Source organism: Oleiphilus sp. HI0066 (assembly GCF_001635725.1).
This window is the reverse complement of the sequence record NZ_LWFH01001222.1, coordinates 1-19,706: the sequence shown is the minus strand read 5'-3', so window position 1 is coordinate 19,706 and position 19,706 is coordinate 1. Positions and strand designations below refer to the sequence as shown.

The following is a 19,706-nucleotide window of genomic DNA, read 5'->3' as shown; positions in this document are numbered from 1 at the left end:
AAAATTTTAAGGGAAATTATACGACTGATTCACCCCGTGGTGTTAGCCTTATTGACCCTAAGGCGGAGCCAAATTATAGTCGTAGTATTAAGAAACACCGACTATCTTAGATGCTCTTTCATTTCGCTCTAGGTCATCACTAAGGAAAGCAGTCATGGACAACTCGTCTATCAGCCGATTCTCAGACAAAGTTGAGCAATTACTTGCCTACTGTCAGCGCCTTGAAGAAGACAATGCTCGCTTACAGCAGTCACAAGAAGAGCTTCATAACGAACGTACTCAACTACTACAAAAAAACGAACTCGCAAAATCTAAGATAGAAGGCATGATCGGTCGCCTACGTGCTTTGGAGCAAAATTAATGTCTGAGCAGAATACGCTTGAAGTAAAGATTCTGGACAAAGAGTATCTCGTCGCCTGCCCAGCAGACAAACAAAAAGAACTTCGTGAAGCTTCAGTGCAGCTCGACAGCAAAATGCGTGAAATACGTAATTCTGGAAAGATTTTTGGCAGTGAACGTATTGCTGTAATGGCTGCTTTGAATCTTACCTACGAGTTAATGCAAAGCTCTGAGAACACTTTTGGTGATCAAAAGAAATTATCAAAGCTTGAAGCACAAATGGATCGCATGCTCGGTGCGAAAGACGCTCGCTAGTTTCAACTTTAATTTTTTGTTTTTTTTAGGAATGCTGAATGCAAACAGCTAAGTAAATACATATACTTGCGATGTGTTCTGGAATGTTTGCCAGCTAGATAAGTCCTCGAGCCGATACTTAGTACCAGGCAAGTATGTTGTATGATGTGTGCAGGTCCCCATCGACGGGAAAGCCTAATTCATATCATGTGCTAGCCACCTTGAACCTTTTCGGTTCAAGGCCCTATCAGGCAGCGGCATTTCGGGCACACTACTTTAAATGACTCAATATAATGAGCGACACATCCTCTCTACTTTCACCTCATGAACAACGACGAAGAATTCGTCAAGAACGTCGTGCTTTGCCTGAAAGTAGTCGGCGGAGAAAAAGCCTCGCCATCACGAAGAAAATCATTGCTAATCCCAAATTTATTGCAGCCAAACACGTAGGCTTATATCTATCTGACAAAGGTGAAGTCGATACCCAGTTCCTCATTCAAGCGTGTTTTGCATTAAACAAAAAAGTCTATTTACCTGTGTTAGATCGCTTTCGTTCAAACGAAATGGTCTTCATCGAGTATCAAACTGACGACAAATTGATCAGCAATAAATTTAATATGCCCGAACCAGCAATGAGTATTCGTAAGCGCATACCCGCGAGATGTTTATCACTCGTATTGTGCCCCTTAGTGGGGTTCGATAAAGACTGCGCGCGCTTGGGAATGGGGGGCGGATATTACGACCGCCATTTTGAGTTTAAAACAAAAAAGGGCGCATCATGGCGCCCTCCTTATCTGCTCGGTCTAGCGTTTGAGCTACAAAAACTGCCACCCATCGAAACCCAAGCGTGGGATGTGCGCCTTAATAGTGTCACTACCGAGCTACATACCTATTTCGCGCGCAAGAACTGAAGATAGGCAGGATTATCACTCTCATCCCAATACGGAAAACCAATTTCATCTAGCATCGCTAAAAACGTTGGCTTCTCTTCTTCACTGACCTGCACCCCCATAAAGACACGACTATATGCCGCTCCGTGGTTGCGGTAATGAAACATTGAGATATTCCATTTGCTACCAAGCGAGGTCAAAAATTTCATCAAAGCGCCAGGGCGCTCAGGAAACTGAAAACGAAATACTTGCTCATTTTCGGCGTTAGATGGGCCACCGACCATATGTCGCACATGCAGTTTAGCGACTTCATTATCGGTTAAATCCATCACTGGATAACCTTGTTCCTCAAGCTCCTCAACAAGCTGTACCCGTTCGCCTTCAACCCCTGAAGTTTGCACACCAACAAAAATTTGAGCATCAGAGCCATCAGTATATCGGTAGTTAAACTCCGTAATATTCCGACGATGCAGTGCCTTAATAAACTTCTTATAGCTACCCGGTTTCTCAGGAAGAGTGACCGCTAAAATCGCTTCGCGCTTCTCGCCAATTTCAGTACGTTCTGAAATATATCGCATGCGATCGAAGTTCATGTTTGCGCCAGAGACAACCGTCAAAAGGTTCTCGCCCTCAACATTGGTCTGCTCTACATACTTTTTCAACCCAGCGACACCAATTGCACCAGCCGGTTCCGCAATGCCACGCGTGTCATCAAAAATATCTTTAATCGCTGCACATATTTCGTCGGTCGTCACCGTAATCACATCATCAACATGATCTTTACAGACATCCCAAGGAAGCTTGCCTATTTGTCGAACCGCGACACCATCGGCAAAAATGCCAACTTGATCTAACACGACACGCTTGCCCGACTTCATTGCCGCTTGCAAACATGCCGCATCTTCGGGCTCAACGCCAATCACTTTGATATCAGGGCGAAGGTACTTGATATACGCTGCCATGCCTGCGATTAAGCCGCCGCCACCGCAAGGAATAAAAACCGCATGTGCTTTATCAGGATGCTGCTTTAACAACTCCATCGCAACCGTGCCTTGGCCAGCAATAACGTCCTCGTCGTCGTAAGGCGGAATATACACTAAACCTTTTTCAGCAACTTGCTCTTGAGCATAAGCAGAGGCTTCATCGAAGGTATCACCCACTAAAACAACTTTTGCACCTCTAGCTCGGACAGAACTCACTTTGATCTCAGGTGTTGTTTTAGGCATGACGATAGTCGCTTTAATGCCCAAAGTTTTAGCTGCCAGCGCTAAGCCCTGTGCATGATTTCCGGCAGACGCTGCAATCACACCTTTGGCCTTATCTTCGTCACTAAGCTGGCGAACTCGGTTATAAGCGCCGCGCAATTTAAAAGAGAATACTGGTTGTAAATCTTCTCGTTTTAAGTGCACTTGATTGCCCAAGCGCTGCGATAAACTGCGGGCATGAGTGAGCGGAGACTCAATCGCGACATCGTAAACGCGCGCATCCAAAATTTTCTTTATATATTTATTTAACATAACTCACTTACAAACCTAACCAAGCCCAGATTCTATGGGGCATAAAGATTCGTAATAGTAACTAAATTTGCGCGCTGAAACGAGTGGCTAAACAGGTATTCCTCTGCTATTAATACTTGTTGAACAGATATCAGATTAGCAGTAAACGATCTATCTATTCGTGTTTAGTGGAGTTTAATTTGCAAGGATGTGGCTGTGGCAAAACATAAGTCTAAACAGAAGATATTAGTCATTGATGATTCACCTGTTAGCTTAACCTTAATGGAATCAGCGCTTGAGGAATGCGGGGCTCGCGTGTTTCTGGCGAGTAATGCGCAAGAAGCTCGCTCTATTTTACACAGGCATGATATCGCGTTGATCTATCTAGACATCATGATGCCTGACATATTGGGCTATGACTTTGCTAAAGAAATTCACGCACGCCCTCGTTGTCGTTATGTCCCAATCATCTTTATCACCGCGCTAAAAAATGATGATGAAGATATCTTACGGAGTTATAAAAGCGGCGTTGTCGACATACTGAAGAAACCTGTCGAGCCCGAGATCATCAAATCTAAGACACGCGTATTTCTTCAGCTAGATAGCCAACGTCGCGTGATCGAAGAACAACAAAGAGACCTAAAAACAGCATTTAAACGCTTACAAGATTACGCGCAGCACGATCAATTAACCGGCTTATTTAATCGTGAGCAAATCACCAACATCCTTGCTCGACTCGTCTCAACAAGTAAGCGAAAGAGCCGCTCTATCGCCGTCATGTTTCTTGACCTTGACCACTTCAAGGTCGTCAACGATTCATACGGGCACTCTGTTGGAGACTTACTTTTGCGTAGTACCGCGCTGCGATTAAAAGGCTGTGTACGCGACATCGATTATGTGGCACGGCTTGGCGGCGATGAGTTTTGTATAGTGCTTACTGATGTAAATTCCAGTGCAGATACCAGTACTGTCGCGAACCGCATTATTGATGCATTGGCAGCACCACATTTTGTACAAAAACATGAAATTTTCGCGGCAGCAAGTATCGGTATCGCGATGTACGATGGCACACAAAATAGCGCGAACGTACTCTTGAAAAATGCCGATGCAGCGATGTACTTGGCGAAAAATAAAGGACGTAATCAATTCGCTTACTTTTCTCAAGAATTAGAAGAAGAAGCAATGATGCGCATTGAACTTGGTGCAAAACTCAAGCATGCCATCGAAAACAAACAACTGATGACATACTATCAGCCGCAATACGGCCCTGCCGGTAAAGAAATCATTGGGTTTGAAGCACTGCTTCGCTGGGAATTAGAAGGCACAATGATTAGCCCAATATTATTTATTTCTATCGCAGAAGAAAGTGGCTTAATCAATGACTTAGGTTTATGGGTCATGAATGATGCTTGTGCTCAATTAAAATATTGGCAAGAGCAATGCGGACTTGATCCTTCCGTTACCATCAGCGTCAACGTTTCAAGTCGTCAACTCGCCTATGACGGATTCATTTCTTCACTTGAATCAGCACTCGAAACGAGTCAAATTTCTCCCCAATGTCTCGAACTAGAGCTGACAGAAACAGCTGTTATGTCGGATCCAGAGCGTTGTGCAGACATATTTACACAACTCCAAAATCTAGGGATTAAAGTATCAGTCGACGACTTCGGTACAGGATATTCGTCTTTATCATACTTAAGCGCACTCCCCCTCGATGCATTGAAAATTGATCGAAGCTTTGTCAGCAATATTATTGATGACAAAAAAAATCAATCGATCACTAAGGCCATTATTGGTTTGTCGCACAGCCTCGGCCTCAAAGTTGTAGCAGAAGGTGTTGAAACTATAGCCCAGCAGCATTTTCTGATGGATAACGGCTGCGATGCGATGCAAGGCTTTTTACTGAGTAAGCCTTTGCCCGCAAAAGACATAGAAGCTTTGCTTTAATTCAGTTTTCATGCGCCCTATACTTCACCAAAATTTCATTGATTGGACTCTGACATGACGCAAGACGAATTAAAAAGTGCTGTCGCGCTTGAGGCATTAAACCTCATAAAAGATAAGCTCGATAGCGATAGCATTATCGGTATCGGAACAGGTTCAACTGCGAACTTTTTCATCGACCATCTCGCTAGCATTAAACATACATTTGATGGCACTGTTGCCAGCAGTGAAGCGAGTGCGGAACGTCTCAAGGCGCATGGAATCCCTGTCTATGAACTTAATGGCGTGCAATCACTCGACTTTTACATTGATGGTGCCGACGAATGTAACGACCGTTTAGAGTTAGTGAAAGGTGGCGGTGGCGCGCTCACGCGAGAGAAGATCGTGGCCGCTGTAGCGAAACAGTTTATCTGTATCGTTGACGACACAAAACAAGTTGACTTGCTTGGCCAATTCCCACTGCCTGTTGAAGTTATCCCAATGGCTCGCAGCTATGTTGCGCGTGAACTGGTCAAGTTAGGTGGCGATCCAGTTTGGCGAGAAGGATTTGTTACCGACAACGGCAACGTCATCCTTGATGTGCACAATATGAAAATCCAATCACCCATCGCTATTGAAGAAAAGATCAATCAATTAACGGGTGTCGTCACCAACGGTTTATTCGCTGTGCGTCCTGCAGATATCTTGCTTGTTGGTACCTCAGATGGCGTGAAGAAAGTGACTGTTTAACTTAAGCCAAATGCAAAAACCAAGGACGAAAGACACGAATATCTTTCCAAGGTCTTTCTACTTACACTAAGGAGTTGCCTAGACGCCTTGTATCTCTTGGTTTCACAGCAGATTGTACGTATAATCGCCGCCTAAATTTTTTAGCGCTTTTTTTAGGAATTTGAAATGAACTTTGACAATATCCCAGCAGGTAAAGACCTGCCAAATGACATCTACGTTGCGATTGAAATTCCTGCTAATGCAGATCCAATCAAATACGAAATCGACAAAGACATGGGCGCGGTTCTTGTTGACCGTTTCATGGCAACACCAATGTTCTACCCTGCAAACTATGGTTTTATCCCAAATACGCTTGCAGATGACGGTGACCCATTGGACGTATTGGTCATTACACCATATCCAGTAATGCCAGGTTCTATCATTCGTTGTCGTCCTGTTGGCATGCTAAATATGGAAGACGAAGCAGGTGGTGATGAGAAACTTGTTGCTGTTCCTCATGACAAGCTGAGCACTATTTACCAAGACGTTAAAGACGTTGACGACCTTCCACAATTGTTGAAAGACCAAATTCAACACTTCTTCGAGAACTATAAAGATCTTGAAAAAGGTAAGTGGGTAAAAGTGATCGGTTGGGAAAATGCAGACGCTGCACGCGCTTCAATCGAGAAATCAGTGGCAGCTTTCAAAAAGTAAGCAAACATTGATAATAGAAAGGGCCTACGGGCCCTTTTTTGTTTTTAAGTGCTAGGAAAATTAGATGACTCCCGCCATCCAACTTTTGAACAAGCTCAAAATTGCTCACACCGTTCACCCCTATGATCATGATCCGAATTACGGCGCTTACGGAATGGAAGCCGCTGACAAACTTGGCCTAGCCCCTGAGATCGTATTTAAAACACTGGTGATCGAATTAGATAAAGGAAAGCTTGCCTGCGCTATTTTACCTGTCGACAAAACACTCAATCTTAAGAGCGCTGCGAAAGCACTTAAATCTAAAAAAGCCTCTATGGCCGATATTCAAAAAGCAGAGAGATCAACTGGCTATATCAAAGGTGGCGTCAGCCCATTTGCTCAAAAGAAACGACTGCCAACCCTTGTTGATGCTTCAGCTTCTGATCTAGAAACTATGTTGGTCAGCGGGGGTAAACGTGGCTTAGATATAGAAGTCGCACCACAAGATCTGATTCCTATCTGCCAAGCTATTTCGGCAAATATCGTGAATGAAGACTCGTGACTTATTGCGTAATTAAGTGAATAGTCAACGAAGCACAATTGTTTGTAAAAAAGAAAAGGGATTTAAAAGGAAGGATGTCAGTCCTTAATCAACTAAGGACGGAAGGTCTAACGGCTATTCGTTGCCGTCTCACGCGCTGCTTGCGCTGTTTTTGAACACGTCGTCTCATAAAATACCTCGACTATTTCCCGTGTTATTGAAGATAGGAGGCATTATTTACCTCCCAGAGACTTTACGGAAACCATCATCTAGTGGATGAAATATATACCTCTAAAAAATCGATGGGATCCATCAAAGAAACTATGAGTATTAGAATCGATATAAGTTCCCTTGATCAGTAAGAAAGTAAACGCTGTTATCTGGTCCTTCAACCACATCTCGTATGCGCTCATTTAGTGACTCGAATAGGCGCTCTTCTGAAACAACATGGCCTACCCCATCTAAAGCTACATAATTGAGATGCCTTAGCTTTAACGCACCTGCATATAAGTCTCCCTTGTGCAGCATAAGGCTGCTTGGAGCAATGGAAGGGTCATAATATTTGATAGGCTGTTCCATGCCTTGTTTATGCGTGCCTTCTCCTACAGCTATTGGCCCCCAATACTCTTTTCCATAAGAGATCACAGGCCAGCCATAATTTTTAGCGCGCTCAACACGATTAATTTCATCACCACCACGCGGTCCATGTTCGATAATCCAGAGAATTCCACGATCTTGATCGAACACAATGCCCTGAGCGTTGCGATGCCCATACGACCATATTTCAGCTTGTGCGCCTGCTTGATCGACGAATGGATTGTCTGCAGGCACTCGACCATCAGCATGTAAACGAATCACTGTACCTGCATGATTCGACAAATCTTGCGCCCAATCTCGCTCTCCACGATCCCCTGAGGTGAGAAATAAATAGCCCTGATCATCAAATGCGATGCGGCTGCCAAAGTGGCGACCACCAGAAGAAATAGCATTGCTCACAAACAACTCTTCATGTTGCGTAATAGCGCCATCTGTCAACTGAAAACGGGCTAAAGCTGTTGAGGTGCCATTAGAATGTGCTTTGCTATAACTGGCATAAATCCACGGTTCCTCTGGATAGTCGGGATGGATAGCAAGATCTAACAATCCGCCCTGCCCGCCAAAGGCCACTGGCCAAACATTTCTAAGCGATGTTTGGCCTTTGTCTTTCAAAGAAAGCACTTTTATGGCCCCGGCCCGTTCTGAAACAAGCAGTGTTGTCTCATCTAAAAATTCCATTGACCAGGGTAATTCGAAGCCTTTCGCAATAAGTTCTATTCGCGACTCACTCGCAACAGACATTGGAATACAGCAACACGCGACCACCATACACATTAGATTGTGCAATTTTTTTGAACATTTCATTGCATAAGTTCCGGTCTTTCAGCCAAAAGATGGTTCATATACTAGAGCCATTCTCGGTTGGATTGAAAGCCGAAACCATCGAATAACAGTTCGAATAATAGTAAGGAGAAACATATGAACTACCTACGCCGTAACGAAGACAGAGGCCATGCAAATGTTGGCTGGCTAGACAGCAAACATAGCTTCTCTTTTGGGCACTACTATGACCCCGCACATATGGGCATTTCTGCTCTGCGGGTGATCAATGATGACACTGTGGCGCCAAACATGGGTTTTGATACTCATGGGCATCAAAACATGGAAATCATTTCGTATATTCTTGAAGGTGAAATCGCACATAAAGACAGCACAGGTAATGACTACACTATCCCTGCTGGCGAAGTTCAACGCATGAGCGCAGGTACTGGCGTTAAACATTCAGAATTCAATGCTTCGAATGATTCAGCACTGAAGTTTTTACAGATTTGGATTCAACCAAATGTGCAGAACATTGCGCCAGATTATGAGCAACGTGCAATTGAGCAACAAGGACAACTCACTGCGTTGGTCACGCCAGATCGCGAAGGAGATTCCTTATTCATAAATCAAAATGCGCGTATCTACCGTTTAAGATTGGAAGAAAACGAATCCATTGAGCTCGCAACACGAGGTGAAAACGCCTATCTTCATGTCATTAAAGGGCAAGCCAATATCCAAGGCACAAGCATCTCAGAACACGATGATCTTGAGCTTAATCATGCCGATGCATTAGGCGGATTACTTGAAGGAACGTCGACCATTCAAGTGAGTACGAGATCAACACCACTAGAGGCATTATGGTTTGACTTACCTTAAGTACATCAACGGACAGTCTCTATGACGAACTTAGTGCAAGACCCCATTTTTTGGCTGATCGCTATGATCGGCCTTGTTTTAACGGGTATTTCTAAATCCGGATTCGCTGGTGGAGCGGGTGTCGTAGCCGTTCCATTACTGAGTCTAAAAGTAGGGGTTCTAGAGGCAACCGCAATTACGCTGCCCTTACTTCTATTAATGGACGCCAAAACACTTCGTTATTACTGCTCACATATTAATTGGAACGAACTCAAACGACTGTTACCAGGTGCATTCATCGGGATACTGCTTGGAGGCTTATCAATGGGGAGTCTACCTGAGCGATGGCTGCTGATTGGTTTAGGCGTATTATCGATTGTGTTTGCTACCTGGGCATCCCTACAAACGATTTTCGCTAAATTAACCCGAGCTAGTTGGTTTTGGTCTACCACATCTGGTCTCACCAGCACCCTTGTGCATGCGGGCGGACCTCCCATCAATATTTATTTCATATCGCGACGATTGGAAAAATTGCCCTGGCTTGCTACTGCTGCGGCATTCTTTGCGATCATGAATGTCGTGAAACTCATCCCATACACGTTGAACGAGCAATGGAGCAAAGAGTCATTCATGATCAGCGCATTACTATTCCCGATTGCATTGTTCGGAATTTGGCTTGGGAAAGGTATTCAGCAACGATTATCAGAACAAACATTTATGCAGGCTTGTCGTGCTTTGTTATTGCTTTCTGGTATCGGACTGATCGCTAAAGCAATCTGAATAGATTACTGGCTCTGCTGTTGCAGAAGCACTTGCATGGCCTCTTTTCCAAGAGGCTTCGACACATAGTAGCCCTGCACATAATCACAGCCTAACTCACGTAAAAGATCGAGCTGTGCTTCGTTTTCTGCACCTTCGGCAACTACTTTTAGATCAAGCGATGAACCTAGCACCACAATCGCCTTTGTAATGGCTTGCTGTTCTTTGGATAACTCAATGTTGGTGATGAACTCTCGATCAATCTTCAAGGTATCGACCGGTAAGTGGCGCAGATAACTCAAAGAAGAATAGCCCGTTCCAAAGTCATCAACCGATACTTTAATACCGATATCGCGCAAATCAGAAAGTCGTTCACTCACCCCCTGAATATCCTCTTTCAAAGCTGACTCAGTCAGTTCCAGCTCAAGATATTGAGGATCAAGGCCAGACTCGGCAATACTCTCAATAATAATACTCTTCAAATGAGGCTCTAATAATTGACGAGGTGAAAGGTTAACCGACACGCTGAGATCGCCAAACCCTTGATCTTGCCACGCTTTAGTTTGCTGACAAGCCGCATATAAAACAAACGCACCTAAATCTGAAATCAGGCCGTTTTCTTCTGCGATCTCCACAAACTCTTGTGGAGAAACCAAGCCTCTCTCAGGATGTCGCCAGCGAATTAAGGCCTCATAAGACAGTATCAAACCTTCTTTCAAATCAAGCTTAGGTTGGTAATGCACTTCAAGTTCATCATTCATCAATGCCGAACGCAGCTCTTTTTCGATCTCTAATCGCTCTCGCGAGAAGGTCTTCAAGCTCTCATCAAACATTTGTATTTGGTTGCCGCCATGATATTTCGCTTTCTGCACGGCTAACGCACCGAAACGTCTAAGTGTCTCAATATCGTTAGTATGCTCAGGCAGCATGGCGATCCCGACACTGCAAGATAAGACCAGCTCATGCTCACCTAAACGATACGGTTTTTCCGTTAGGCTATGGAATAAACGCTCGGCAAACTTTCTGACTTGGAAAGTCGGGCTACAAGCCACAATACAGGCAAATTCATTACCACCAATTCGCGCTAATACATCAACCCGTTGAATGCTGTTACTTAAACGTTCTGCCACGAGCTGCAGCAATCGATCAGACGCTTCGTAACCAAAGCTATTATTCACATGCTTGAAGCGATCAATATCCAAGACAACCAAAGCGAAAGGTAAATCATCGGTTTGATAGCGCACTAAAGCGCGATGTAATTGATTCTGAAATTGCGTTCGATTGGCCAAACGGGTTAGAGAATCATAATTCAGTAAGTAATCGAGTTTCTCATCAACCTCTTTATGATCGCTCATGTTACTGATCAAGCCGGCATAGTATTTAATGCCTCCACGTTCATCTCGAATAACGTTGATCTGAGTCCATTGTGAAAAATAATCCCCGTGACGGCGGCGCTCCAATAACTCACCTTGCCACTGCCCCTTCTCATGCAAGGTCTCAAATACTTGTTTGTATACTTGAGTCGCTTGTGGTGTCTCACTCACATCTAACAAGGCTTGCCCCAAGATCGTGTCTAACTCATTGCCTGTGATCTTGGTATATGCGGTATTCACCGATAAAAAGCGCTGTTGATGATCTAAAACAAATACTCCTTCAGAGGTATGATCAAACACAGACTTAGCTAAACGGACTTCTTCGTTGCGCTGTACTTCGTGCTGAATATCTCGACGTGTGCCCATTATTCGACGCGCATGCCTATCATCGTCTAACTCTACGACACGACCAGACTCTTCCATCCAGTGCCAATCGCGCTCTTCACACACACGAAATTGAACTTGGTAATCAACCGTATTACCTTGCAAGGCATCATTCAGCGTATCGCGCAGTGTTTGATAATCATCAGGATGCACAATACGTTTAAGGCTCTCGATGACTTCTTGAGAGCTTAATTCTTTATCGCCAAATAACTCGTGAAAATTCGACTGATAATAGCGACCTTCGGCGATCTCCCAGTCGATTAAACCAAGATTTGAAGCCTCGATTGCCTGCGTCAAGCGCGTCTGGCTTTTGACCAAGGCATCACTCACCGATTTACGAAGTTCTACTTGTTGATTTAGCTGTAAGTTGGCTCGCTCAAGCTCGGCAGTACGTTGCTTAATCTTTTGATCAAGCGCCTTTTCCGTATTCATCAAGGCATTATTGAGTCGATTTTTTTCATAACGTAATTGCGCTAATTCTTGGGCATTCGCCTTCTTGGTCGCAGAGCTGCGACGCTGAGGCCCTCTATCAACAACGCCTAAATGAATTCCCATCCCAATCAACAAAACATTTGCCATCGTCATTGTAGCTGCGGACAGTGAAGGCTCTGCTGTCAGCATGAGATAGTTCATAGATACCAAAATGGGAGCGCTTATCCCGAGCCAAAGGTGCAAGCCATAGGGTCGTCCAAGCAAGATATTTAACAAGGCAAGCAACACGAATACTGTTACCGAATCTGAAGATAGATTTGGCGAGTTGAAGACGCCAAATGACCACACAATCGATATAACGACAGGAATAAACGGTTCAATGTGCGTAAACGCGTCAAAACGACCAGATTGAGAAAAAGAGACCGCTAGAGGAAAGCCCGCAAGCAAGACAAGAAGTACATTCGAAATCAATGAAACTGAAGAACTCGCGCTTGCCTCAAAATGCAATAACCAAACGAAAGCGCTGATCAACCACGCAGCATAAAATGCAACGCGTTCAAACATCGTTAATTGCGGCATAGACGCTAGGGTAAATTTTTGGCTGAGCTTCACGGAAAGAACAACTATATGCACGGTTATTATGGTTGATTCCATGGTACTAGAATTTAGTGGATGTGACTAAGCCCCTTGAATGATTCCTGATAGAAATTACAAAAGTCTTTCCTCGCTTTGTTTATGTTCTACGTGCACACATTTTCTTTGGCATAAAACACTGCGTTTTTTCATCAAACAGGCAAAACCGAAATCTAATGATCTGCGTAAGTTCATCCAGCATTCATCAATCAAGAATAGGAGAATATTATGATCGGATATGTAACTGTCGGCGTGACAGACATGGACAGAGCAAAAACTTTTTACACAGATTTGTTCAGTGACTACGGCGCCAAAGTCTTAATGGATATGGGGCGCATTGCCTTCATCGGAAAATCAATGTCAGAACCAATGATTAGTGTCTGCATTCCGTTTAATGAACAAGACCCAGCTCCGGGCAATGGCGTGATGATGGCCTTTCCTGCCGGCTCAAAAGACAATGCAAAAGCACTTCACGAAAAAGCGATTTCACTTGGCGCTACTTGCGATGGCGAGCCAGGCCAGCGTGTTCCAGATGCATTCTATGGTGCATATGTAAAAGATCCAGATGGTAATAAAATGGCTTTTTACGAGTTCGGCTAAATCCACTCTGGCGATTGAATCTAACATCTCGATCGGTGCTGGATTCACTTAAGCACAAACTTTTTCTGTACGACAAGCAACACACAACTCTCCCCACTACTTTTTATTTTGCGCTCAAAAGCGTCGTTAAGCCCTGATATACTCTCGACCCTCTGAATAGTTAAAACAAAGTAGCACCCTAATGGACGTATCTCATTTACTTGATGGCTTAAACGACGCACAACGCGAAGCAGTCGCAGCCCCTATGCAAAACTTACTCGTATTGGCTGGAGCTGGAAGCGGAAAAACCCGTGTTCTTGTTCATCGTATTGCTTGGTTGATGCAAATCGAGGGCATTAGTCCTACATCTATTATGGCTGTTACCTTCACCAATAAAGCAGCCAAAGAGATGCGTGGGCGTATTGAAGAGCTTCTAAACATTCCGAGCCGAGGCATGTGGTTTGGGACGTTTCACGGCATCGCTCATCGTTTTTTACGTGCCCATTTCAGAGAAGCCGAATTACCAGAGAATTTTCAGATTCTTGATTCCGATGATCAACTTCGCATCATCAAGCGTCTGATGCGTGATCGCGGCATCGATGAAGCGCGCATTCCGCCACGCCAAGTACAAGGTTTTATCAATAGCCGAAAAGACGAAGGGGTTCGGGCTAAACATTTAGCGCCTGCGAAAAATCCTTTCGACAAGCAACTACATGGTTTGTACCTCGATTATGAAGAGCAATGCCAACAGTCTGGTCTCGTCGATTTCGGTGAGCTACTGTTGCGTTCACATGAAATCTGGCTGAACCATCCGGCTCTTCTTTCGCATTATCAGGAGCGCTTTAGCTACTTACTAGTAGACGAGTTCCAAGATACCAACACCGTACAATATGCTTGGCTACGTGTACTCGCTGGAGACCGTATTCCGGTCATGGTGGTTGGCGATGATGATCAAAGTATCTATGGCTGGCGCGGCGCAAAAATTGAAAATATTCGCCAATACGAAAGCGATTTTGCTAATACGCATACCGCGCGCCTCGAACAAAACTATCGTTCAACGGGCAATATACTTAATGCTGCGAACGCCTTGATCTCTAACAACGGCAGTCGGCTAGGCAAACAACTTTGGACAGATGACAAAGATGGCGAACTCATCGACCTGTATGCAGGATTTAATGAACAAGACGAAGCCAATTATATTGCAGATCGCATTTCTGCTTGGGTAGAGCAAGGCAATCTTCGTCAAGATACTGCGATCTTATACCGCTCTAATGCGCAATCACGCATTCTCGAAGAATCCCTCATACGCGCCAATATCCCTTACCGTATTTATGGCGGCCTACGTTTCTATGATCGCCAAGAAATTCGCAATGCGATGGCATATTTGCGCTTATGTTATTACCAACACGACGATGCAGCCTTTGAACGTGTCGCGAATGTACCGCCACGAGGCGTAGGCGAAAAAGGCATGGGACTCATTCGTGAACGAGCACGAGAAGCAGGGAGTTCTTTGTGGCAGTCATGCGCTTACCTCTTAGAGCAAGGCGCATTGAAAGGAAAAGCGAAAACCGGCTTGGCTGAATTTATGGATTTTATCGAGACACTCTCGACCCAAATCCACGAACTAAGCCTCAGCACCTTAACGGAAACCGCGGTAAAAGACTCAGGTTTGATGGACTACCACGCCTCCGAGAAAGGTGAAAAAGGACAGGCTCGTAAAGAAAACCTAGAAGAACTGATCGGCTCAACCCACGACTATGAGCCAGAAGATGATGAGCAACCCATCCTTGCTCAATTCATTGCCCAAGCCGCGCTTGATGCTGGCGAACAACAAGCAGCAGAACATGAAGACAGCGTGCAGTTAATGACTTTACACTCCGCGAAAGGACTGGAATTCCCATTGGTATTTATGGCCGGCATGGAAGAAAACCTGTTTCCACATAGTATGTCGATGGAGGAGCCAGGCAGGCTTGAGGAAGAACGCCGCTTAGCCTACGTTGGTGTTACTCGAGCACGAGAAAAGTTGGTGCTAACTTATGCAGAATCTCGACGTTTATATGGCGAAGAGAAGTTCAATCCAATCTCGAGATTTGTACGCGAAATTCCCTCAGAAAATATTCAAGAAGTGCGCCTACGCAATGCTGTATCGCGACCCGTTTCCTTCGGTGGAAATAATGCTGGCTTGTCTGATATTAGTCACCTTGAAGACGCACCTGAATTTCAGTTAGGAGACTTGGTCTCTCATCCAAAATTCGGTTATGGCACCGTTGTTCATTACGAAGGACGAGGCCCGCATGCGCGCATCCAAGTCATGTTTGAAGAGCATGGTAATAAATGGTTAGTGCTTTCCTACGCGAAACTTAGCAAGGTTTAAGGTGACAAATCCTTGTTAAGAGGCTGAAATCAGAATCTAACAATAAAAATCTAGGCGAGTAGATGAACGCGGAAGTTGAACTTTTAGAGCTCTCTCAAATACGTATTCAAGAACTTCAAAGAGAAGTCGCTGAACAAGAGCGTGCCAATCAAAGTAAAGCCAAAGAGTTGATGAACCGCGAGCAGCGTATTCAAGAACGTGAAGCGCTCATTGAACAACGCGAAGCCGTGCAGCAAGCCCAGCAACACGAACGTCGCGTAGCGAAACAACAACGCACCTCGTTAATCGCGCCGCTACTGTTAATCACATGCATTGGTGCGGGTTATCTTGCCTTTGAACAAATTAGCCAGCAGCGCGCATATTTTCAGCAAGTAAAAACAGCAGAGGCACACGTAGATAAACTCACACGTGTACTTAGTCTGACACAAGCACGCATGGTAGACAGTTCTTCTATGGTCAGCGCAAGCGCAAAAGAATTAGCCAGCACACATCAAAAGTTAGAGAATTTAGAAGCGGAACTCGCATCACTGAAAGCAGAGCCCGCGCGTGAGCCATCCGAAACACGCGCGCTGATTGATATTCTGATGCAAGATCAAGGTGCTAAACGAGAGATCGTCCAATCACCTTCGGCAGTTTTAAAGTAAGACAAACGATCATGCAGGCGACTTTCTCTTCCCTGCCAAAATTCAAAACTACTAGGGACTATTCGGTACCCGCCCCAAAATGATGGCAACGGAATATTTCCTTGACGGAATTTTTCAGCCGCCTCGTGGTATTTTTGCTCTAAGAAACTTCGTGACTCGATGACTTCACTTTGATCACTACACCACGCGCCAATCTGACTCCCTCGCGGGCGTGACGTGAAATACTTAAATGATTCGACGCTCGATATTTTCTCAACATGCCCTTCAATGCGCACTTGGCGATTTAGAGGAAGCCAAGGAAATAACATGGCGGCTTTGGAATTCTCTTTGATTTCTTTGGCTTTGCGGCTGTTGTAGTTCGTGAAAAATACAAAACCACGTTCATCGAAAAGCTTGAGAAGTACGGTTCGAACAGATGGCATTCCCTGCTCGGTTGCCGTCGCAAGACTGAAAGCGTTCGAATCTTGAATGCCTGCGTCTGTCGCCTGCTTAAACCAAATCTCAAACTGTTGAACGGGATCAATGTGTAAGCTTTCTCCATCAATCCCTTCACTCATGTACTCTCTACGGTAGTCACCAATATCCACAACGACTCCTCAGCCGGCTAATACTTCGATAAGGTGAATTACGCGTCAATAACCTTTAAAGATCAAGTTTTATGAGAGCTTACGGTCGATAAAATAGTCGGCAGATAACTTACCTGGACCATAGAAAAATAAGGTCAGAAGTACTGCGCCCCAGAAATAATGATCATTAATCCCTGCTGGGCTGATATCTGGGTAACTGATTGCAGCCACTGCATTCAAGATAAACAAACCTCCTGCAGCAAACCGCGTCCCCAATCCGAGAACAAGCAACACGGGAAACAATAGTTCAGCGCCCGTTGCCAAATAAGCAGCTGGCACAGCAGGAATCAGAGGTACCGCATATTCCCACGCAAATAAATCAAGTGTCGTGCTCCATGATGCGATTTTCGTCATCCCTGCAGCCCAAAATACTTGCGCCATCGCCAAACGAAATACGAGAGCTAAACCACTTTGCGCATGATTAACGAGAGAAATACCACTACGGATAAAAGAAGTTGCTGAGTGAAAAGCGCTCATTATAAAAATCCTTATACTTAATTGTTTCGTTATAAACGCGTCAACGCGCCTTGTTTTAGAAGAAAGCTCCAAGCTTCACTGAGCTCTGCCGCTAAAGCTTCTTCTGAGTCATACATCTTCTGTTCTAGCCAAAGCTGCTCGAATGCTCTTTCGAACGCTTGTGTAGGAGAACATCCTTCATCGAACGCAGTAAGAAGCGCACAAACAGGCAGAGAAATTGATGTCACGCATACCTGATAGTCTTGTCGCCACACCATAACGATCTCTGCGGGAGCATCTAAGGAAAAACTAGCCCCATTATTTGAATCAACGCTAGCATTCTCCTGTTCGTTGAATTGCCACAAGCTATAGAGTGGAAAGTCCGACCGAATGATTGAGAGACTTGGATGAAGACCAAGTTGTATATTGGCTTGATCAACACCAAGGACGTTCTGAAGATCAGCCGCAAAAACTGCCGATACATCACAGCTATGAAATGCTTGATGCCAAGACCAGTCGACACTAGCGACATCACTCACATATGGATAATCATGCAAGGGTTTGAAGCCTTCACAAAAGCATGGAAAGCCTTCCCCAAAATCATCCAAACTAGGCGTTTTGGATGGGTGATTTTTAATATATTGACGCGCTAAGGCATCAAAAAACTGATCACCAAGTGCTGCCAACACTCTCGGAAAAACCGCACGTAATGACGCAGTGAAATTACCGAGCATGCTGCCATGGTAAATATCAAAATGCTGTGTGGCTGACAGTTTATTTGAATCGCAAATCAAGGCTTCTACGTTTGCGATTTCGCCCTGATAGAGTCCATGAATAAACTTATCTTGTAATGCATTTAACGCATTACTTTCAGGTTTAGGCGACATAATCAGCCCGATCTTTGATGTGATGATTATGCTGTTCCCAATACTGTCTCGCTTTACTTAACTCTTTCAATAACACTGAGTATTCTGGGATGTCTGTATCCCATTCAATCAATGTAGGCACAGAGCCAAAGCGCTTGAGCGCCTCTTCATAAAGCTTCCAAACATCGTCATGTACCTGGGCGCCATGTGTATCAAGTAAATGTGTACCCTGGTCTTCAAACCCTGCTAGGTGTAATTCCTTCACGCGATCTGCCGATAGTCGCGCCAAATAATCTTTAGCATCAAACTGATGATTCTGAGCACTCACGTAGATATTGTTGATATCGCACAGCAACAAACAGTCTGCGCGCTCAAGTACTTCGCACAAGAAATCAACTTCACTCAAATAACTGTCTTTAAACTCAAGATAGCTGGAAACATTCTCGATCAGTATTTGGCGACCTAAGTATTCCTGGACTTGCTCAATACGCTCAGCAATATGTTTTGCCGCAAGCTCTGTATAAGGCATTGGAAAAAGATCATGCCCGTGAAGACCTGATGCGCTCGTCCAACATAAATGATCAGAAACAAGTGCTGGCTGAAAACGATCAACAAGCGCTTTGAGTTTTTTTAGATAATCTTGGTTCAAGGGGTCTAAGGAACCCAAAGATAAACCGATACCATGAAAGGTGATGGGAAAGCGTTCTGCTATTTGCGACAGATATTGAAGAGGTAAACCTCCGTCACCCATATAGTTATCTGTTAGCGCTTCAAACCATTGAGGATGATTCTGTCCAGAGAGTATGTCTTGATAATGCTGCGAACGTAGACCAAGACCAAGGCCTTCAAGCGAAGAGAAAGGGGAAGCTGAGTTCATTGCTCTTAGTCCAGTACGCTGCAAAATGTTACTTCACTTTACCGCCAACGATTTTTTTACATGTTCCTTCTGGAACATATACCCACTCTTCTGGGTCACCATCAACCGTTGCTTGACCAGCACAGCTATGCTTGCTCGTACCACAGTCATTCATACCTGCTTTGGCAATACCTTGGCATTTCTCAAAACCTGGCTTTCCTGCAACCGCATCAGACGCTGCACCCATTACACCCATTGCTACAAGACCAGCGATGGTTGACTTAGTTAGTGTTGCTACCTTTGACATCTATTATTCCTCTTTTTTTGATTAGATATTTTTGATGACGACTGCGCGCTTCCGTCCCAAATAAAGACTAGTAGGGGTTTTGGAAGTTCATATTTTTTTTGATTATTTTTAGAAAAACTCTTTTTCTGGCCATATTTCTAAGATTTAAACGCTTGAATTTGAACGCTTCTCTGAACAAAATGCGCATTCAAGGAGTAGTATCATGACATCATTGTTTTTTGTGCACGGTCTGTGGGCAACGCCAAGAATTTGGGAAAACTACCAAGATTATTTTTCTAATCTTGGTTATCGGGTTATT

20 protein-coding genes and 1 other RNA gene are annotated in these 19,706 nt (G+C 44.4%); 13 read left to right on the top strand and 8 right to left on the bottom strand.

The features are described 5' to 3' along the window. Positions 1 to 154 precede the first annotated feature (154 nt). From A3738_RS16950 to A3738_RS16935, 4 genes are all read left to right on the top strand, one after another. A complete protein-coding gene (locus A3738_RS16950) occupies positions 155 to 361 on the top strand; it encodes a TIGR02449 family protein (protein WP_068475982.1) in 207 nt (68 codons plus the stop codon). After that, positions 361 to 654: a cell division protein ZapA gene (locus A3738_RS16945; RefSeq protein ID WP_068475983.1), complete on the top strand. Its 294-nt coding sequence runs from the start codon at positions 361 to 363 to the stop codon at positions 652 to 654. The genes A3738_RS16950 and A3738_RS16945 overlap by 1 nt, the downstream gene beginning before the upstream one ends. Positions 655 to 726: 72 nt before the next feature. After that, a non-coding RNA gene (gene ssrS, locus A3738_RS16940) (6S RNA) lies at positions 727 to 905 on the top strand. 21 nt (positions 906 to 926) lie between these two features. Then, a complete protein-coding gene (locus A3738_RS16935) occupies positions 927 to 1,544 on the top strand; it encodes a 5-formyltetrahydrofolate cyclo-ligase (RefSeq protein WP_068501846.1) in 618 nt (205 codons plus the stop codon). Here the strand turns inward: A3738_RS16935 and ilvA are convergent. Next, the gene (gene ilvA / locus A3738_RS16930; RefSeq protein ID WP_068502983.1) at positions 1,523 to 3,040 is read right to left on the bottom strand and encodes a threonine ammonia-lyase, biosynthetic; all 1,518 of its coding nucleotides are present in this window, start codon (positions 3,038 to 3,040) and stop codon (positions 1,523 to 1,525) included. The two genes, A3738_RS16935 and ilvA, sit on opposite strands and share 22 nt — an antisense overlap. 195 nt (positions 3,041 to 3,235) lie before the next feature. On the opposite strand from ilvA, the gene A3738_RS16925 reads away from it, so the two are divergent. The 4 genes from A3738_RS16925 (at position 3,236) to ybaK (ending at position 6,926) form a co-directional block, all read left to right on the top strand. Then, complete coding sequence (locus A3738_RS16925; protein ID WP_068502986.1) at positions 3,236 to 4,966, top strand: bifunctional diguanylate cyclase/phosphodiesterase; 1,731 nt, start codon at positions 3,236 to 3,238, stop codon at positions 4,964 to 4,966. Between the two features lie 54 nt (positions 4,967 to 5,020). Next, positions 5,021 to 5,692, top strand: a complete 672-nt coding sequence (rpiA, locus tag A3738_RS16920; RefSeq protein ID WP_068475987.1) for a ribose-5-phosphate isomerase RpiA — start codon at positions 5,021 to 5,023, stop codon at positions 5,690 to 5,692. Between the two features lie 165 nt (positions 5,693 to 5,857). Beyond that, entirely contained in the window at positions 5,858 to 6,385 is a 528-nt protein-coding gene (ppa, locus tag A3738_RS16915) for an inorganic diphosphatase (protein ID WP_068475988.1), read from the top strand. A gap of 64 nt (positions 6,386 to 6,449) precedes the next feature. Continuing rightward, positions 6,450 to 6,926, top strand: coding sequence for a Cys-tRNA(Pro) deacylase (ybaK, locus tag A3738_RS16910; protein ID WP_068502989.1), 477 nt, complete (start codon positions 6,450 to 6,452; stop codon positions 6,924 to 6,926). Positions 6,927 to 7,235: 309 nt separating this feature from the next. Here the strand turns inward: ybaK and A3738_RS16905 are convergent, their stop codons facing one another. Beyond that, complete coding sequence (locus A3738_RS16905) at positions 7,236 to 8,306, bottom strand: PQQ-dependent sugar dehydrogenase (RefSeq protein ID WP_197468920.1); 1,071 nt, start codon at positions 8,304 to 8,306, stop codon at positions 7,236 to 7,238. A 114-nt stretch (positions 8,307 to 8,420) separates the two neighbouring features. Here A3738_RS16905 and A3738_RS16900 point away from each other — a divergent pair, with 114 nt between their 5' ends. Continuing rightward, on the top strand, positions 8,421 to 9,140 hold the full coding sequence (locus tag A3738_RS16900) for a pirin family protein (RefSeq protein WP_068475990.1): 720 nt from the start codon (positions 8,421 to 8,423) through the stop codon (positions 9,138 to 9,140). Positions 9,141 to 9,161: 21 nt separating this feature from the next. Then, positions 9,162 to 9,899 (top strand): sulfite exporter TauE/SafE family protein, encoded by a 738-nt coding sequence (locus tag A3738_RS16895; protein ID WP_068475991.1) that lies wholly within the window; start codon positions 9,162 to 9,164, stop codon positions 9,897 to 9,899. 5 nt (positions 9,900 to 9,904) lie between these two features. On the opposite strand, the gene A3738_RS16890 is transcribed toward A3738_RS16895, so the two are convergent. After that, complete coding sequence (locus tag A3738_RS16890) at positions 9,905 to 12,679, bottom strand: GGDEF domain-containing phosphodiesterase (RefSeq protein WP_197472509.1); 2,775 nt, start codon at positions 12,677 to 12,679, stop codon at positions 9,905 to 9,907. Between the two features lie 249 nt (positions 12,680 to 12,928). Between A3738_RS16890 and A3738_RS16885 the strand changes: the two genes are divergently transcribed. The 3 genes from A3738_RS16885 (at position 12,929) to A3738_RS16875 (ending at position 16,297) form a co-directional block, all read left to right on the top strand. Next, complete coding sequence (locus tag A3738_RS16885; RefSeq protein WP_068475993.1) at positions 12,929 to 13,300, top strand: VOC family protein; 372 nt, start codon at positions 12,929 to 12,931, stop codon at positions 13,298 to 13,300. Positions 13,301 to 13,481: 181 nt separating this feature from the next. Then, entirely contained in the window at positions 13,482 to 15,653 is a 2,172-nt protein-coding gene (gene uvrD / locus A3738_RS16880) for a DNA helicase II (RefSeq protein WP_068502992.1), read from the top strand. 62 nt (positions 15,654 to 15,715) lie between these two features. Next, the gene (locus A3738_RS16875) at positions 15,716 to 16,297 is read left to right on the top strand and encodes a hypothetical protein (protein ID WP_068502994.1); all 582 of its coding nucleotides are present in this window, start codon (positions 15,716 to 15,718) and stop codon (positions 16,295 to 16,297) included. On the opposite strand, the gene pdxH is transcribed toward A3738_RS16875, so the two are convergent. The 5 genes from pdxH to A3738_RS16850 all read right to left on the bottom strand — a co-directional run bounded on the left by pdxH (position 16,246) and on the right by A3738_RS16850 (position 19,408). Then, positions 16,246 to 16,884, bottom strand: a complete 639-nt coding sequence (gene pdxH, locus A3738_RS16870) for a pyridoxamine 5'-phosphate oxidase (RefSeq protein ID WP_068475996.1) — start codon at positions 16,882 to 16,884, stop codon at positions 16,246 to 16,248. The two genes, A3738_RS16875 and pdxH, sit on opposite strands and share 52 nt — an antisense overlap. A 69-nt stretch (positions 16,885 to 16,953) precedes the next feature. Continuing rightward, positions 16,954 to 17,400 (bottom strand): DoxX family protein, encoded by a 447-nt coding sequence (locus A3738_RS16865; RefSeq protein ID WP_068475997.1) that lies wholly within the window; start codon positions 17,398 to 17,400, stop codon positions 16,954 to 16,956. 29 nt (positions 17,401 to 17,429) lie between these two features. After that, positions 17,430 to 18,266, bottom strand: coding sequence for a DNA-binding domain-containing protein (locus A3738_RS16860; protein WP_068475998.1), 837 nt, complete (start codon positions 18,264 to 18,266; stop codon positions 17,430 to 17,432). After that, entirely contained in the window at positions 18,256 to 19,122 is an 867-nt protein-coding gene (locus A3738_RS16855; RefSeq protein ID WP_068502996.1) for a DUF692 domain-containing protein, read from the bottom strand. The genes A3738_RS16860 and A3738_RS16855 overlap by 11 nt, the downstream gene beginning before the upstream one ends. 28 nt (positions 19,123 to 19,150) lie before the next feature. Beyond that, the gene (locus A3738_RS16850; RefSeq protein WP_068476000.1) at positions 19,151 to 19,408 is read right to left on the bottom strand and encodes a DUF2282 domain-containing protein; all 258 of its coding nucleotides are present in this window, start codon (positions 19,406 to 19,408) and stop codon (positions 19,151 to 19,153) included. Between the last annotated feature and the right edge of the window lie 298 nt (positions 19,409 to 19,706).